Origin of the sequence: Escherichia sp. E10V5 (assembly GCF_004212315.1) — a bacterium.
Lineage (GTDB): Bacteria > Pseudomonadota > Gammaproteobacteria > Enterobacterales > Enterobacteriaceae > Escherichia.
On the sequence record NZ_RHJM01000001.1, the window covers coordinates 1 to 16,422 of the forward strand.

Sequence of the window (16,422 nt, forward strand, 5' to 3'; positions counted from 1 at the left end):
GCCGCCGGTTTTCCGCTCATCTGCTCATCCTTGTTTTATTGGGTTATTTGTCTGCTTCCGGGCAAAACCCTACAGATTTATAAGAAAGCCTTAAGTGAGATATCTGTCAGATAAGAACAATTAGGAAAATATTTATATCACCATGATAAATATGTGATTTATTTGGAAGTAACAAACCATCAACATTTTCTGCCCTTTTTCCCATCACCAGGCCATACTGATATTTTTCCTCGCACAAAGGACTCGGCATGAAACTCGTCGGTAGCTACACCAGCCCGTTTGTACGCAAACTTTCTATTCTGTTGTTAGAAAAGGGCATAACTTTCGAATTTATTAATGAACTGCCCTATAGCGCGGACAATGGCGTGGCGCAATTTAACCCGTTAGGGAAAGTGCCGGTGCTGGTGACCGAAGAGGGCGAATGTTGGTTTGATTCGCCGATCATCGCTGAATATATTGAATTAATGAATGTCGCTCCGGCGATGTTGCCGCGCGATCCGCTGGAGTCGTTGCGAGTGCGCAAAATTGAGGCGCTGGCGGATGGCATTATGGATGCCGGGCTGGTGTCGGTGCGTGAACAGGCGCGTCCGGCGGCGCAGCAGTCTGAAGATGAATTGTTACGCCAGCGGGAGAAAATCAACCGCAGCCTGGATGTGCTGGAAGGATATCTGGTCGATGGCACGCTCAAAACTGATACAGTCAATCTGGCGACTATCGCCATTGCCTGTGCCGTCGGGTATCTCAATTTCCGCCGCGTTGCGCCGGGCTGGTGTGTGGACCGCCCACACTTAGTCAAACTGGTCGAGAATCTCTTTAGCCGCGAAAGCTTCGCTCGCACCGAACCGCCAAAGGCTTGATGCGCGATATGTCCTCCTGACCCATCTCACGTTACAATCCGTGGTTATGTTAAACGCCCTTCTCCGTGCGAGAGGGCCTTGATGAGCCTGGTTTCCTATGACAACCGAAACGCGTTCCCTCTATAGTCAACTTCCAGCTATCGATCGCTTATTGCGTGATAGCTCTTTCCTTTCTTTGCGTGATACTTATGGCCATACCCGTGTCGTGGAGTTGCTACGTCAAATGCTCGACGAAGCGCGGGAAATGATTCGCGACAGCCAGTCGCTGCCTGCATGGTGTGAAAACTGGGCGCAAGAGGTTGATGCTCGTCTGGCGAAAGAGGCGCAGAGCGCGCTGCGTCCGGTGATCAACCTGACGGGAACCGTGCTGCATACGAACCTTGGGCGGGCATTGCAGGCGGAAGCGGCGGTTGAGGCTGTTACGCAAGTTATGCGTTTGCCGGTGACGCTGGAATATGATCTGGATGACGCCGGACGCGGGCATCGCGATCGTGCACTGGCGCAGTTGTTATGTCGCATCACCGGCGCAGAAGATGCCTGTATCGTCAATAACAATGCGGCGGCGGTGCTGCTGATGTTGGCAGCAACTGCCAGTGGTAAAGAAGTGGTGGTTTCTCGCGGCGAACTGGTGGAGATTGGCGGCGCGTTTCGTATTCCCGATGTCATGCGTCAGGCAGGCTGCACCCTACATGAAGTAGGGACCACCAACCGCACGCACGCGAATGATTATCGTCAGGCAGTGAATGAAAATACCGCGCTGCTGATGAAGGTGCATACCAGTAATTACAGCATTCAAGGCTTCACCAAAGCGATAGACGAAGCTGAACTGGTGGCGCTCGGCAAAGAACTGGATGTTCCCGTGGTGACTGATTTAGGCAGTGGTTCGCTGGTGGATCTCAGTCAGTATGGTTTGCCAAAAGAGCCTATGCCGCAGGAGTTGATTGCGGCGGGCGTCAGCCTGGTGAGCTTCTCCGGCGACAAGTTATTAGGCGGGCCGCAGGCAGGGATTATCGTTGGTAAAAAAGAGATGATCGCGCGTTTGCAGAGTCACCCGCTGAAACGTGCATTACGTGCAGATAAAATGACTCTCGCGGCGCTGGAAGCCACGTTGCGTCTTTATTTACACCCTGAAGCACTGAGTGAAAAATTACCGACCCTGCGTCTGCTTACCCGCAGCGCAGAGGTCATTCAAATCCAGGCGCAACGGTTGCAGGCACCCCTTGCCGCTCACTATGGCGCGGAGTTTGCGGTACAGGTTATGCCATGCCTTTCGCAGATTGGCAGTGGTTCGCTGCCGGTGGATCGTCTGCCGAGCGCGGCATTGACGTTTACGCCTCATGACGGACGCGGTAGCCACCTTGAGTCATTAGCTGCTCGCTGGCGTGAATTGCCGATTCCGGTGATTGGGCGCATTTACGACGGGCGTCTGTGGCTGGACCTACGCTGCCTTGAAGATGAGCAACGGTTTTTGGAGATGTTGTTGAAATGATTATTGCGACTGCCGGACACGTTGACCACGGCAAAACGACGTTATTACAGGCGATTACGGGCGTAAATGCCGACCGTCTGCCGGAAGAAAAGAAGCGTGGGATGACCATCGATCTCGGCTATGCCTACTGGCCGCAGCCAGATGGACGCGTGCCTGGTTTTATCGACGTTCCCGGTCATGAAAAGTTTCTTTCCAACATGCTGGCGGGCGTTGGTGGTATCGATCACGCACTGCTGGTGGTGGCGTGTGATGACGGCGTGATGGCACAGACCCGTGAGCATCTGGCGATTTTGCAGCTTACCGGTAACCCGATGCTGACAGTGGCATTGACTAAAGCCGATCGCGTGGACGAAGCGCGTGTTGATGAGGTTGAACGCCAGGTAAAGGAGGTGCTGCGGGAATACGGTTTTGCTGAGGCAAAACTGTTTATCACCGCAGCGACCGAAGGACGGGGAATTGATGCCCTGCGCGAACATCTGCTTCAGTTGCCGGAACGCGAACACGCCAGCCAACATAGTTTCCGACTCGCTATCGACCGCGCATTTACCGTAAAAGGTGCCGGGCTGGTGGTCACTGGTACGGCGTTAAGCGGGGAAGTGAAGGTAGGCGATTCACTATGGCTGACAGGTGTAAATAAACCGATGCGCGTGCGTGCGCTGCATGCGCAAAACCAGCCAACTGAAACCGCCCATGCCGGGCAGCGTATCGCGCTTAACATCGCTGGTGATGCGGAAAAAGAACAGATTAACCGTGGCGACTGGCTGCTTGCCGATGTGCCGCCAGAGCCGTTCACACGAGTGATTGTCGAGTTACAAACCCATACGCCGCTGACCCAGTGGCAGCCGCTGCATATTCACCACGCAGCCAGCCACGTTACGGGGCGCGTTTCGCTGCTGGAAGATAACCTTGCCGAGCTGGTGTTCGACACGCCGCTGTGGCTGGCGGATAACGATCGCCTGGTGCTGCGCGATATCTCTGCCCGTAACACGTTGGCGGGGGCGCGGGTGGTGATGCTTAACCCGCCGCGTCGCGGTAAACGTAAGCCGGAATATCTGCAATGGCTGGCGTCACTGGCACGCACACAAAGCGATGCCGACGCACTGACCGTTCATCTGGAGCGCGGTGCGGTTAACCTTGCCGATTTCGCCTGGGCGCGTCAGCTCAATGGTGAAGGGATGCGCGAATTACTGCAACAGCCGGGCTATATTCAGGCTGGTTACAGTTTGTTGAGCGCTCCAGTTGCCGCCCGCTGGCAACGTAAAATTCTCGACACATTAGCAACTTATCATGAGCAACATCGCGATGAACCAGGTCCAGGACGCGAGCGTCTGCGGCGCATGGCGTTGCCGATGGAAGATGAAGCACTGGTGCTGTTGCTGATTGAAAAGATGCGCGAAAGCGGCGACATTCACAGCCATCATGGTTGGCTGCATCTGCCGGATCACAAAGCGGGATTTAGCGAAGAGCAGCAAGCAATCTGGCAAAAAGTGGAACCGCTGTTTGGCAACGAGCCGTGGTGGGTGCGTGACCTGGCAAAAGAGACGGGAACTGACGAACAGGCAATGCGCCTGACACTACGGCAGGCGGCGCAGCAGGGGATAATTACGGCGATCGTTAAAGATCGTTATTACCGTAACGATCGGATTGTCGAGTTTGCCAACATGATCCGCGATCTCGATCAGGAGTGTGGCTCGACCTGTGCGGCGGATTTCCGCGATCGCTTAGGTGTTGGTCGAAAACTGGCAATTCAAATTCTGGAATATTTTGACCGCATTGGTTTTACGCGTCGTCGGGGAAATGATCATTTATTGCGTGACGCATTATTATTTCCGCATAAATAAGATAATGATTAATTCATATTAAATGCGAATTACTTTAAAAGTCTTATAAATTTTGAAAAAGCGCATTAGAACATGAGTCTAATGTGCTTTTTTTAATATACGATTCTAAAAAGAATAATATCGATCAACTTTTTAAATATAAATCCTCTGTAAGCTGCCCGCCCTTTTACCCTCGTTCTGGAGTGTGTTATGGCAGCTTCCACATTTTTTATTCCTTCTGTTAATGTCATTGGCGAAGATTCTTTAAAAGATGCGCTGAATATGATGGAGGAATATGGTTTTCGCCGTATATTAATTGTTACTGACAGAATGCTAGCGAAATTAGGTATGGCGGGAGAGGTACAAAAAGCCTTATATGACCGCAATATTTTTAGCATTATTTATGAGGGTACCCAACCTAATCCGACCACGAAGAATGTCGCAGAAGGTTTGAAAATGTTGAAGGAAAATAACTGCGACAGCGTGATCTCCTTAGGCGGCGGTTCTCCGCACGACTGCGCAAAAGGTATTGCACTGGTAGCCGCTAACGGTGGGGATATCCGTGATTATGAAGGCGTAGACCGCTCTACAAAACCACAGTTGCCGATGATTGCCATTAATACCACGGCGGGTACAGCGTCTGAAATGACCCGTTTTTGCATCATCACCGACGAAGTGAGACATATCAAAATGGCGATTGTGGATAAACACGTTACCCCGCTGCTTTCGGTTAATGATTCCTCGCTGATGATCGGTATGCCTAAGTCACTGACTGCAGCTACCGGGATGGATGCTCTCACTCATGCCATCGAAGCGTATGTGTCTATTGCGGCAACGCCAATTACTGATGCCTGCGCGCTGAAAGCAATGACCATGATTGCGGAAAATCTACCGTTAGCCGTCGAAGATGGCAGCAACGCTAAAGCGCGTGAAGCAATGGCTTATGCCCAGTTCCTCGCAGGTATGGCATTCAATAACGCTTCTCTGGGTTATGTTCATGCGATGGCGCATCAGTTAGGTGGCTTTTACGATCTGCCGCACGGCGTTTGTAATGCCATTCTGCTGCCGCACGTGCAGTTATATAACAGTAAAGTTGTCGCATCACGTTTGCGTGACTGCGCCGCGGCGATGGGCGTTAACGTCACAGGTAAAAATGATGCTGAAGGGGCAGAAGCCTGTATTAACGCGATTCGCGACCTGGCGAAGAAAGTGGATATCCCGGCAGGTCTGCGAGACCTGAACGTTAAAGAAGAAGATTTCCCGGAGCTGGCAAGCAATGCCCTGAAAGACGCTTGTGGCTTTACTAACCCGATTCAGGCAACTGAGGAAGAAATTGTGGCGATTTATCGCGCTGCAATGTAATCCCCATTCTCCTGCGGCTGGCGTGTTGTCAGCCGCTATCTCAAAATTTGCGATTTTTGAGATAGTTTCTTTAGTCTGCTATACACTATCTCAATATTGCGCTTTTTTGAGATAAGCAAATGGCTATCAAATCACCTCCCAGACTGATTCCTTTATCACACTTATCGGGTGAGGAACTCCAGGCCCACTTACGCTTTAACCGGGTTACCGATGAAAAAGGACGTTATCTGCCTTTTGATGAGTTGCAGTACCGCATCAAAAAAGGGGAAAACATTGAAGTGGCGTGGACGCTTACCCGGCTGGCGCGCAACGCGGCGATCCAGCGAATCAATTATTGCAATGAAGCGGGTGAGCAGGCCGGATTCAACATTACGCCAGTGATTGCAGAAGCGTGCGAGCTTGTCGACAAACATGCAACCGCGCTGGCGCTGAAAGATCAGACTGAACGGTTACGCGGGGCGGGCGCCGAGTTAAGCCAGTTACGCCTGGAAGAGCCGATTACCAGTTCCCAACTGGAAGGTGCGAATACCACGACGCTGGTGGCGAGAAAAATGCTGGAAACAGGGCGGGCGCCACGCACTGAAGACGAGTATATGATTGTGGGAAATGCCCGGCTGATGGCGGAAATTCCGCAATTACTCACAGAACCGCTGACACCTGCGCTTATACGTCAGTTACATGCTATTGGTATGGGGGGAATAAATGACGCGAAATATCGTCCGGGTGAATTTCGTGAAACAGATGATGTCGTGATCGCCGATTATGACGGCAATATTGTGCACCAACCGCCCGCTGCGGCATTGTTGCCGGAACGACTGGAAAAAGTTTGCCAGTGGTTAAACAGCCATGAAGGGTATATTCACCCGCTGGTCCGCGCCTGCATTCTGCATTTTATGCTGGCCCATGAACATCCATTTCGCGATGGCAACGGGCGCACCAGTCGGGCGCTGTTTTACTGGTATATGCTGAAATCGGGCTACGATGTCTTTAAATATATTTCCATCAGCCGTTTGCTTCATGTTGCACCAGTCAAATATGCCTCCAGCTACCAGTACACTGAATCAGATGGTATGGATCTGACTTATTTCCTTGAATATCAGGCGGGTGTCATTAAACGTGCTATGCAAAACTGGCAGCAGCATATTGATGAAATTATGCAACGAAGCGCAAAACTTGACCGCCTATTGTTTAGTTCTGGTGTGCTTAGGCGACTAAATCCGCGTCAGGTGACACTTCTGAATGTGATGCTCGCCAATCCGGGGAAAGAGTACACAGTTTCTGAAACCAGCGTGAGTCTGGGCGTCTCTGATAATACAGCGCGAACTGATTTACGGACGATTGTTAAAGAAGGATTTGCGCAAGAGAAGAAAATTAATGACCAGCAAGTAGTGTACGTCGCACATTACCCGCTGTAGTCCTTGCCAGTAAATTCGTGATAGCCGTCGTAAAGCTGTTACCGACTGGCGAAGATTTCGCCAGTCACGTCTACCCTTGTTATACCTCACACCGCAAGGAGACGATCATGACCAACAATCCCCCTTCAGCACAGATTAAGCCCGGCGAGTATGGTTTTCCCCTCAAGTTAAAAACCCGCTATGACAACTTTATTGGCGGCGAATGGGTCGCGCCCGCCGATGGCGAGTATTACCAGAACCTGACGCCGGTAACCGGGCAGTTGTTGTGCGAAGTGGCGTCTTCGGGCAAACGAGATATCGATCTGGCGCTGAATGCTGCGCATAAAGTGAAAGATAAATGGGCGCATACCTCGGTGCAGGATCGCGCAGCGATTCTGTTTAAGATTGCCGATCGGATGGAGCAGAACCTCGAGCTGTTAGCGACGGCTGAAACCTGGGATAACGGCAAACCCATTCGCGAAACCAGTGCTGCCGATGTGCCGCTGGCGATTGACCATTTCCGCTATTTCGCCTCGTGTATTCGGGCGCAGGAAGGCGGGATCAGTGAAGTTGATAGCGAAACCGTGGCTTATCACTTCCACGAACCGTTAGGTGTGGTGGGGCAGATTATCCCGTGGAACTTCCCGCTGCTGATGGCGAGCTGGAAAATGGCTCCCGCGCTGGCGGCGGGCAACTGCGTGGTGCTGAAACCCGCACGACTTACCCCGCTTTCTGTACTGCTGCTAATGGAAATCGTCGGTGATTTACTGCCGCCGGGCGTGGTGAACGTGGTCAACGGTGCGGGCGGCGAAATTGGCGAATATCTGGCGACGTCAAAACGTATTGCCAAAGTGGCATTTACTGGCTCAACAGAAGTGGGTCAGCAGATTATGCAGTACGCCACGCAAAACATTATTCCGGTGACGCTGGAGCTGGGCGGTAAATCGCCCAATATCTTCTTTGCTGACGTGATGGATGAAGAAGATGCCTTTTTCGATAAGGCGCTGGAAGGCTTTGCATTGTTTGCTTTTAACCAGGGCGAAGTCTGTACCTGCCCAAGCCGTGCTTTAGTGCAGGAGTCTATCTACGAACGCTTCATGGAACGTGCCATCCGCCGTGTTGAAAGTATTCGTAGCGGTAACCCGCTCGACAGCGTGACACAAATGGGCGCGCAGGTATCTCACGGGCAACTGGAAACCATCCTCAATTACATTGATATCGGTAAAAAAGAGGGCGCAGATGTGCTCACCGGCGGGCGGCGCAAGTTGCTGGAAGGCGAGCTGAAAGATGGTTACTACCTTGAACCGACTATCCTGTTTGGTCAGAACAATATGCGTGTTTTCCAGGAAGAAATATTTGGCCCGGTGCTGGCGGTAACCACCTTTAAAACGATGGACGAGGCGCTGGAGCTGGCGAACGACACACAATATGGCCTGGGTGCAGGCGTCTGGAGTCGTAACGGCAATCTGGCCTATAAGATGGGGCGCGGCATTCAGGCCGGGCGCGTGTGGACCAACTGTTATCATGCCTACCCGGCACACGCAGCGTTTGGCGGCTACAAACAGTCGGGCATCGGACGCGAAACCCATAAGATGATGCTGGAGCATTATCAGCAAACCAAGTGTCTGCTGGTGAGCTACTCGGATAAACCGTTGGGGCTGTTCTGATGTAAGAAACTGATCGCATCGGGTATTCATTGCCTGATGCGACGCTTGCGCGTCTTATCATGCCTACGGGGGGGCATATTTTTACACCTGACCGTAGGCCGGATAAGGCCTTCACGCCGCATCCGGCATAAACAAAGCGCACGTTGTTACAATTTACGTTTTAAACCTACGTGCGCAATAACCCAGACTACGCCAACAGAAGTGCATTTCTGGGGTGTGTTTTGCCAGGAGTTTAATCTCGCGTTTCGATGGTGAGCGGGCGAACCAGGCTGTACAACCACAAACCAAAACAAGCGATAGTGCCAATCATCACGGTGAGGAACACACTGACTGACAGGCCTGCAAGCATTCCTGCGGGCAGGGCCAGCAGGCCGTGGATTACGGTGTCGTTCCATCTGACCTGATCGTAGCCAAACATGCCTAAAACGCCGCAAACCAGGCCGTAAATCACCATTGGTGTTCCGAGACCAATCAATAATAAACGGTAGATAATTGAAGGTTTAATACGCTTAATCTGTACTGTGGATGTTTTACTGGAGTTATTCATTAGTTTGGCCAATAGTTCCATTATTTCAATATGATAAGCCTCGACCTGTTTAAAAGCCAGGCAGCACATTTCAGAAAGTATATAAAAAACAATATGTCGTTATATAAATAAGGAAATTGCACTGCATCATGGCATTTCATAATATGCGTTAATTGTTCTTTTTTATATTCTCTGAGGAAAATATGTTCCTGGATTATTTTGCACTGGGAGTGCTTATTTTTGTATTTCTGGTGATCTTCTATGGGATTATTATTTTACATGATATTCCCTACCTGATTGCGAAAAAACGCAACCATCCTCATGCCGATGCCATTCATGTTGCCGGTTGGGTGAGTTTGTTTACGCTGCACGTTATCTGGCCCTTTTTGTGGATTTGGGCCACGCTTTACCGCCCGGAGCGGGGATGGGGAATGCAAAGCCATGATTCATCCGTTATGCAACTGCAACAGCGCATTGCCGGGCTGGAGAAACAGCTCGCCGACATGAAAGCTCCTTCTGCCGAGTAATATTTATGGATTTACTGATTATTTTGACCTATGTGGCTTTCGCATGGGCAATGTTTAAGATTTTTAAAATTCCCGTGAATAAATGGACCATCCCTACTGCGGCACTGGGTGGCATATTTATTGTCAGCGGCTTAATTCTATTAATGAACTATAACCATCCATACACCTTTAAAGCGCAAAAAGCGGTTATTTCCATTCCGGTTGTTCCGCAGGTGACGGGTGTAGTAATTGAAGTGACGGACAAGAAAAATACGCTGATTAAAAAAGGCGAAGTGCTATTTCGACTGGATCCGACGCGTTATCAGGCGCGGGTGGATCGGCTGATGGCGGATATCGTCACCGCAGAACATAAACAGCGGGCATTGGGGGCAGAGTTAGATGAGATGGCGGCGAATACCCAGCAGGCAAAGGCCACACGGGATAAATTTGCCAAAGAGTACCAGCGTTACGCACGCGGCAGCCAGGCGAAAGTAAATCCGTTTTCAGAACGGGATATCGATGTGGCGCGGCAAAACTATCTGGCGCAGGAAGCCTCAGTGAAGTCATCGGCGGCGGAACAAAAACAGATCCAGAGTCAACTGGATAGCCTGGTGTTGGGGGAACATTCTCAAATCGCCAGCCTGAAAGCGCAGCTTGCGGAAGCAAAATATAACCTTGAGCAGACGGTAGTGCGTGCGCCGAGCGACGGTTACGTGACTCAGGTACTGATTCGTCCAGGAACGTATGCCGCGTCGCTGCCGCTGCGTCCGGTAATGGTGTTTATACCCGATCAGAAACGACAAATCGTGGCGCAGTTCCGCCAGAACTCCTTGCTGCGACTGGCTCCTGGCGACGATGCGGAAGTGGTGTTTAATGCCCTGCCAGGTAAGGTCTTCAGCGGTAAGCTGGCTGCCATTAGTCCAGCCGTTCCCGGCGGGGCTTATCAGTCGACCGGCACTTTACAGTCCTTAAATACAGCAGCAGGTTCTGATGGCGTTATCGCGACCATTGAGCTGGATGAGCATACTGATTTGAGCGCATTACCAGACGGTATTTACGCCCAGGTGGCGGTCTATTCCGATCATTTCAGCCATGTTTCGGTTATGCGCAAAGTGCTGTTACGCATGACCAGCTGGGTGCATTACCTTTATCTCGACCACTAATCTTTGTTTTCCGCCGCTTGTTCAGGCCGCAGTTGCTGCGACTGGGCAAGCTGGTGGCGAATTTCACGCAGCATCTCGTCCAACACATACTGGACCCGCCAGGGCTGGTATTCCCGTTTACGGAAGATAGCCACCAGATCCAGCCACCATTCATACGGTTGCTGAAAGCAGGGGATCAGCGTGCCGTCTTGCAGGTCGCTCTGCACACTTTTGTCTGGCGCAAACACTATCCCCAGGTGATTTCGCGCCAGCTCCAGCGCCGACTGAGTATTGTCACAGACGTAATTTCCCTTAACACGATAATCACGTACTTCTTTACTTCCGGCGACGTTGAAGCGCCAGATATTCGCGTCATCGATCATCATCGAGTCGATCAAAATACAGGAGTGATGTTCAAGTTCGTCTGGTCGGCTAATGGGGTGTTTCTCAAGATAAGTTTGGCTGGCATAGGCGGTTACTGCATATTGCGTAATAAAACTGGCAACCAGCGATTCATCTTTTGGCGGCGCGTAGCTGATTAAAACATCACAATCATCGGGAAATTCGACACCTTCATAAAAGGCGTTGCGCTCAAGATTGCAGGTTTTTAGCGATAAGGTGATTTCACCGATATCTTTAATTTTGTCGATAACGTGTTTGGATAAATAGGTAATAATGCCAGTTGGTGCGTAGATGGTAACCCGACCACGTTTCTCATGCTTATAATCTGCAATAAAATTATTAAGCTGCTCGTTTCTGTCGAGCATATCATTAATGTACGGTAATAGCGCGGTTCCAAAAGGCGTCAGCATCAATTGCCGTGTGGTTCTGTCAAAGACTTTTAAGCCCACTTTTGATTCAAAATCAGCAAGATATTTACTGACATTGGCCTGCGCGATGCCAAGCACGGTGGCAGCATGGCTGATATTTTCACTGGCAGCGATTACCGAGATAATTTTTAACTCCCGGTACTTGAGTTGTAATTTTGTCATCGCAACAGTCCAATTTATATATAATTTTATATATTACTATATAAATATGAATCTTGCACCGGAGAAATTGTAAGTATTACTATGCCGACTCTTTTTTATCTTAATTTAAAATGGAATGTCGGACATGTTAATTAACCGCAATATTGTGGCGTTATTTTTTATGCCTTTTATGGCAAGTGCAACTGCCGCAGAATTATCTGTTGGTGCTGGCGCAGTTTATAATGAATCGCCTTATCGCGGTTATAATGAAAATACCAAAGCAATTCCGCTGATCAGTTATGAGGGCGATTCTTTTTATGTCCGCCAGACGACGTTGGGTTTTATTCTGTCGCAAAGTGAAAAAAATGAACTTAGCCTGACTGCATCCTGGATGCCGCTGGAATTTGATCCTGCCGATAATGACGACCATGCTATGCAACAACTCGATAAGCGTGACAGTACGGCAATGGCGGGAGTTGCCTGGTATCACCATGAGCGTTGGGGGACCGTGAAAGCTTCTGCGGCAGCTGATGTTCTGGATAACAGTAACGGTTGGGTAGGTGAGTTATCGTTATTCCACAAAATGCAGATAGGTCGCCTGTCGCTGACACCTGCTCTTGGCGTTCTCTATTATGACGAGAATTTCAGTGACTATTACTATGGCATTTCAGAGAGCGAGTCTCGTCGCAGCGGTCTGGCGAGTTATACCGCGCAAGATGCCTGGGTGCCTTATGTCAGCCTGACGGCAAAATACCCCATCGGAGAACACGTCGTATTAATGGCGAGTGCCGGATACAGTGAGCTGCCAGAAGAGATTACTAACAGCCCAATGATTGACCGTAATGAAAGTTTTACTTTTGTCACCGGCGTGAGTTGGCGTTTTTAATTGACTGGGTAGAAAAGCTGACCGGAATCATCTCGGGCATTCCCCTATGAAAAGTACGGCATTGATAATCATTTTCAATATCATTTAATTAACTATAATGAACCAACTGCTTACGCGGCATTAACAATCGGCCGCCCGACAATACTGGAGATGAATATGAGCTATACCCTGCCATCCCTGCCGTATGCTTACGATGCCTTGGAACCGCACTTCGATAAGCAGACCATGGAAATCCACCACACCAAACACCATCAGACCTACGTCAACAACGCCAACGCGGCGCTGGAAAGCCTGCCAGAATTCGCTAACCTGCCGGTTGAAGAACTGATCACCAAACTGGACCAGCTGCCAGCAGACAAAAAAACCGTTCTGCGCAACAACGCTGGCGGTCACGCTAACCACAGTCTGTTCTGGAAAGGTCTGAAAAAAGGCACCACCCTGCAGGGCGATCTGAAAGCGGCTATCGAACGTGATTTCGGTTCCGTTGATAACTTCAAAGCAGAATTTGAAAAAGCGGCAGCTTCCCGCTTTGGTTCCGGCTGGGCATGGCTGGTGCTGAAAGGCGATAAACTGGCGGTGGTTTCTACTGCTAACCAGGACTCCCCGCTGATGGGCGAAGCCATTTCTGGCGCTTCCGGCTTCCCGATTGTGGGCCTGGATGTGTGGGAACACGCTTACTACCTGAAATTCCAGAACCGTCGTCCGGACTACATCAAAGAGTTCTGGAACGTAGTGAACTGGGATGAAGCTGCGGCACGTTTCGCGGCGAAAAAATAATCGCATCTTGCCTGCTGCAATGAGGCGTTTACGCCTCTTGTCAGCATAAAAAACAAACCATCGTGCATAACGGTGGTTTTTTTGTGATCAATTTCAAAAGAAAAACAATGATCCTATAAAATTAAAACGACGTTTCAATTGGTGTGGTGTTGATCACTTTTATTGCCATGATGAATGTCTATCTTCGTTTCCATCAACACTGATGCTCCGTTAAGGAACTTCGCATCAGCCTATAAAAATATGCCAACAGGTGATGGAAATGCAGATAAAACGCACGATAGAGAAAATCCCGGGGGGGATGATGCTCATCCCGCTGTTCCTTGGCGCACTGTGTCATACTTTCTCGCCGGGGGCGGGGAAATATTTTGGATCATTCACTAACGGGATGATTACTGGCACAGTGCCTATCCTGGCGGTGTGGTTTTTCTGCATGGGGGCGTCTATCAAATTAAGCGCGACGGGAACAGTGTTGCGTAAATCCGGTACGCTGGTGGTAACCAAAATTGCCGTTGCGTGGGTGGTTGCGGCCATTGCTTCGCGCATTATTCCTGAGCACGGTGTCGAAGTTGGATTTTTTGCCGGGCTTTCAACGCTGGCGCTGGTGGCGGCAATGGACATGACCAACGGCGGTCTGTATGCCTCTATCATGCAACAGTACGGCACCAAAGAAGAGGCCGGGGCATTTGTGTTGATGTCGCTGGAATCTGGTCCGCTAATGACGATGATTATTCTGGGAACCGCCGGGATTGCTTCGTTTGAACCGCATGTTTTCGTTGGCGCAGTGTTGCCGTTCCTGGTGGGGTTCGCGCTGGGGAACCTTGATTCTGAATTGCGCGAGTTTTTTAGCAAAGCGGTGCAGACGCTGATTCCGTTCTTTGCCTTCGCGCTGGGCAATACCATTGATTTAACCGTGATTGCCCAGACAGGTTTGTTGGGGATCCTGTTGGGTGTGGCGGTGATTATCGTGACCGGTATTCCGTTGATTATTGCCGATAAATTGATTGGCGGTGGCGATGGCACTGCCGGAATTGCCGCCTCCAGTTCTGCCGGGGCCGCGGTGGCAACGCCGGTACTGATTGCGGAAATGATCCCGGCCTTTAAACCGATGGCGCCTGCGGCAACTTCGTTGGTGGCGACGGCGGTAATTGTGACGTCGATTCTGGTGCCAATTCTTACCTCTGTCTGGTCACGTAAAGCCAAAGCCAGAGTGGCGAAGATCGAAATTCTGGGTACGGTGAAATAACCTCTCTTATTCCATATCATCGCCGGATGAATTGACGTTCATCCGGCGTTTTACCTTAAATAACAAATACCTCATCAATCGTCCGACATTCGCTTTCTGTTAACTCCCCACCGGCATTGCGCGACACACCTGTGCAGTAACCAAACTTACGTGATACCACCGTCTTGATGGTGGTGACAAAATCTTCACCGATGGCGTAGATGGACATATAAGTGCCGATCTGTTGCTGAATATCTTGTAAAGCTGCCAGGTCGCCGCGTTTGAAGGCTTCGCGGGCTTCGACAAACAGCTCCGGCATAACGTTATTTAAGCCAGAGATTATCCCCGCGCCGCCAGCCAGCAAATTAGGAATGTAATACTCGTCATACCCCGAAAGCACCGCAAAATCAGGACGCACAGCCTGAGTTGCCTGAATCATGCTGCGGGTGTGTGACTGGCAATCGACAGTATCTTTAATTCCGGCAAACTCAGGAAACTCACTCGCCAGTGTGGCGACCAGGTCAGGGGTTAAATCACAACCGGTCCGCGCCGGGAAGTTATATGCGAACCATTTGCCCTGTAATTCGCGACCCAGATGGCGGAAATAGCTTAATAATTGCTTCGCCGTCTGGCCGTAGTAATAAGGTGGGAGGATCATCACTGCATCATAGCCCGTGCGATAAGCTTCTTGCGCCATAATCAGTACATCATGCGTGCATGTGGACGAGACGTTGGCCACCATTTTTAGCTTGCTCATGGCTCGTGCTTCACGAATAAGCATGAGCCTCTCTTCCAGGGTGAAGGAGGCAAACTCACCAATGCTTCCCATTAGCAATATCACATCGATGTTAGCGTCAGTGAGTCGCTGCAGATGCTGCTTCAGTCCGTTAAGGTCTACATTCCCGTCTTTATCCATCGGCGTGATGGAAGGACACCAGACGCCAGAAAACTGTAATTTATCAGCCACGCGGTAAACTCCTCATAATGAAATGGTGTTTCAAAAAACATCTCATTGATAACATGTCTACAGTTTTGTCATGTGAACCGTGCTCTCATTTTGCGCGCCTGACGTAAAATAAATATGGTCTAATGGGGAAATTTCTCGGTGGAGAGGGAACAGATGCGATATCCAGTTGATGTATACGTAGGCAAAATTCGGGATTATCCGGAAAGCCGTCCAAGTGCAATTGCGAAAATGCAGGTCGATGGCGAGTTGATGTTGACAGAACTGGGGCTGGAAGGCGACGAACAGGCAGAGAAAAAGATTCACGGTGGGCCGGACAGGGCGCTGTGTCATTATCCTCGCGAGCATTATCTCTACTGGGCGCGGGAATTTCCGGAACAGGCAGAGTTGTTTGTTGCGCCAGCTTTTGGTGAAAACCTCTCAACCGACGGCCTGACGGAAAGTAATGTTTATATTGGCGATATTTTCCGCTGGGGAGAGGCGTTGATTCAGGTCACCCAGCCGCGCTCTCCGTGCTACAAACTCAATTACCACTTTGATATCAGTGATATAGCTCAGTTGATGCAAAACACGGGTAAAGTCGGCTGGCTGTATAGCGTGATTGCGTCGGGGCTGGTATCTGCTGATGCGCCGCTGGAGTTGGTTTCCCGCGTTAGCGATGTGACCGTGCAAGAGGCTGCCGCCATCGCATGGCATATGCCGTTTGATGATGAGCAGTATCACCGCTTGCTTTCCGCAGCCGGGCTATCGAAAAGCTGGACGCGGACGATGCAGAAACGCCGACTTAGCGGCAAGATTGAAGATAATTCACGGCGGTTGTGGGGAAAATAGCCCCCGGA

15 protein-coding genes are annotated in these 16,422 nt (G+C 50.4%); 12 read left to right on the forward strand and 3 right to left on the reverse strand.

Annotation, left to right across the window (positions count from 1 at the left end; genetic code table 11):
- Positions 1-248: 248 nt before the first annotated feature.
- The 6 genes from D9738_RS00005 to aldB all read left to right on the forward strand — a co-directional run bounded on the left by D9738_RS00005 (position 249) and on the right by aldB (position 8,589).
- Complete coding sequence (locus tag D9738_RS00005; RefSeq protein WP_130206664.1) at positions 249-857, forward strand: glutathione S-transferase; 609 nt, start codon at positions 249-251, stop codon at positions 855-857.
- 97 nt (positions 858-954) lie between these two features.
- Positions 955-2,346 carry an L-seryl-tRNA(Sec) selenium transferase gene (gene selA / locus D9738_RS00010; protein WP_130206662.1) on the forward strand — a complete coding sequence of 464 codons (1,392 nt, stop codon included), beginning with the start codon at positions 955-957 and terminating at the stop codon, positions 2,344-2,346.
- Positions 2,343-4,187, forward strand: coding sequence for a selenocysteine-specific translation elongation factor (gene selB, locus D9738_RS00015; protein ID WP_130259273.1), 1,845 nt, complete (start codon positions 2,343-2,345; stop codon positions 4,185-4,187). Before selA ends, selB begins: the two co-directional genes overlap by 4 nt.
- Before the next feature lie 189 nt (positions 4,188-4,376).
- On the forward strand, positions 4,377-5,528 hold the full coding sequence (yiaY, locus tag D9738_RS00020) for an L-threonine dehydrogenase (RefSeq protein WP_130259274.1): 1,152 nt from the start codon (positions 4,377-4,379) through the stop codon (positions 5,526-5,528).
- A 119-nt stretch (positions 5,529-5,647) separates the two neighbouring features.
- Positions 5,648-6,943, forward strand: a complete 1,296-nt coding sequence (locus D9738_RS00025) for a Fic family protein (protein ID WP_130259275.1) — start codon at positions 5,648-5,650, stop codon at positions 6,941-6,943.
- 107 nt (positions 6,944-7,050) lie between these two features.
- The gene (gene aldB / locus D9738_RS00030; RefSeq protein ID WP_130259276.1) at positions 7,051-8,589 is read left to right on the forward strand and encodes an aldehyde dehydrogenase AldB; all 1,539 of its coding nucleotides are present in this window, start codon (positions 7,051-7,053) and stop codon (positions 8,587-8,589) included.
- Between the two features lie 232 nt (positions 8,590-8,821).
- On the opposite strand, the gene D9738_RS00035 is transcribed toward aldB, so the two are convergent.
- Positions 8,822-9,136 (reverse strand): hypothetical protein, encoded by a 315-nt coding sequence (locus D9738_RS00035; RefSeq protein ID WP_130259277.1) that lies wholly within the window; start codon positions 9,134-9,136, stop codon positions 8,822-8,824.
- A gap of 182 nt (positions 9,137-9,318) precedes the next feature.
- Between D9738_RS00035 and D9738_RS00040 the strand changes: the two genes are divergently transcribed.
- Positions 9,319-9,642 (forward strand): DUF3302 domain-containing protein, encoded by a 324-nt coding sequence (locus D9738_RS00040; protein WP_130206646.1) that lies wholly within the window; start codon positions 9,319-9,321, stop codon positions 9,640-9,642.
- 5 nt (positions 9,643-9,647) lie between these two features.
- Positions 9,648-10,784, forward strand: a complete 1,137-nt coding sequence (locus D9738_RS00045) for an HlyD family secretion protein (protein ID WP_130259278.1) — start codon at positions 9,648-9,650, stop codon at positions 10,782-10,784.
- Here the strand turns inward: D9738_RS00045 and D9738_RS00050 are convergent.
- Positions 10,781-11,755: a LysR family transcriptional regulator gene (locus tag D9738_RS00050; RefSeq protein ID WP_130206642.1), complete on the reverse strand. Its 975-nt coding sequence runs from the start codon at positions 11,753-11,755 to the stop codon at positions 10,781-10,783. The two genes, D9738_RS00045 and D9738_RS00050, sit on opposite strands and share 4 nt — an antisense overlap.
- Positions 11,756-11,879: 124 nt before the next feature.
- Between D9738_RS00050 and D9738_RS00055 the strand changes: the two genes are divergently transcribed.
- From D9738_RS00055 to kdgT, 3 genes are all read left to right on the forward strand, one after another.
- A complete protein-coding gene (locus D9738_RS00055; protein WP_130206640.1) occupies positions 11,880-12,620 on the forward strand; it encodes a MipA/OmpV family protein in 741 nt (246 codons plus the stop codon).
- 156 nt (positions 12,621-12,776) lie between these two features.
- Positions 12,777-13,397: a superoxide dismutase [Mn] gene (gene sodA / locus D9738_RS00060; protein ID WP_001361705.1), complete on the forward strand. Its 621-nt coding sequence runs from the start codon at positions 12,777-12,779 to the stop codon at positions 13,395-13,397.
- 259 nt (positions 13,398-13,656) lie between these two features.
- Positions 13,657-14,640 carry a 2-keto-3-deoxygluconate transporter gene (gene kdgT, locus D9738_RS00065; RefSeq protein ID WP_130259279.1) on the forward strand — a complete coding sequence of 328 codons (984 nt, stop codon included), beginning with the start codon at positions 13,657-13,659 and terminating at the stop codon, positions 14,638-14,640.
- 55 nt (positions 14,641-14,695) lie between these two features.
- On the opposite strand, the gene D9738_RS00070 is transcribed toward kdgT, so the two are convergent.
- Positions 14,696-15,586, reverse strand: coding sequence for a dihydrodipicolinate synthase family protein (locus D9738_RS00070; protein WP_130259280.1), 891 nt, complete (start codon positions 15,584-15,586; stop codon positions 14,696-14,698).
- A 153-nt stretch (positions 15,587-15,739) separates the two neighbouring features.
- Here D9738_RS00070 and yiiM point away from each other — a divergent pair, with 153 nt between their 5' ends.
- Positions 15,740-16,414 (forward strand): 6-hydroxyaminopurine reductase, encoded by a 675-nt coding sequence (gene yiiM / locus D9738_RS00075; RefSeq protein WP_130259281.1) that lies wholly within the window; start codon positions 15,740-15,742, stop codon positions 16,412-16,414.
- Positions 16,415-16,422 lie beyond the last annotated feature (8 nt).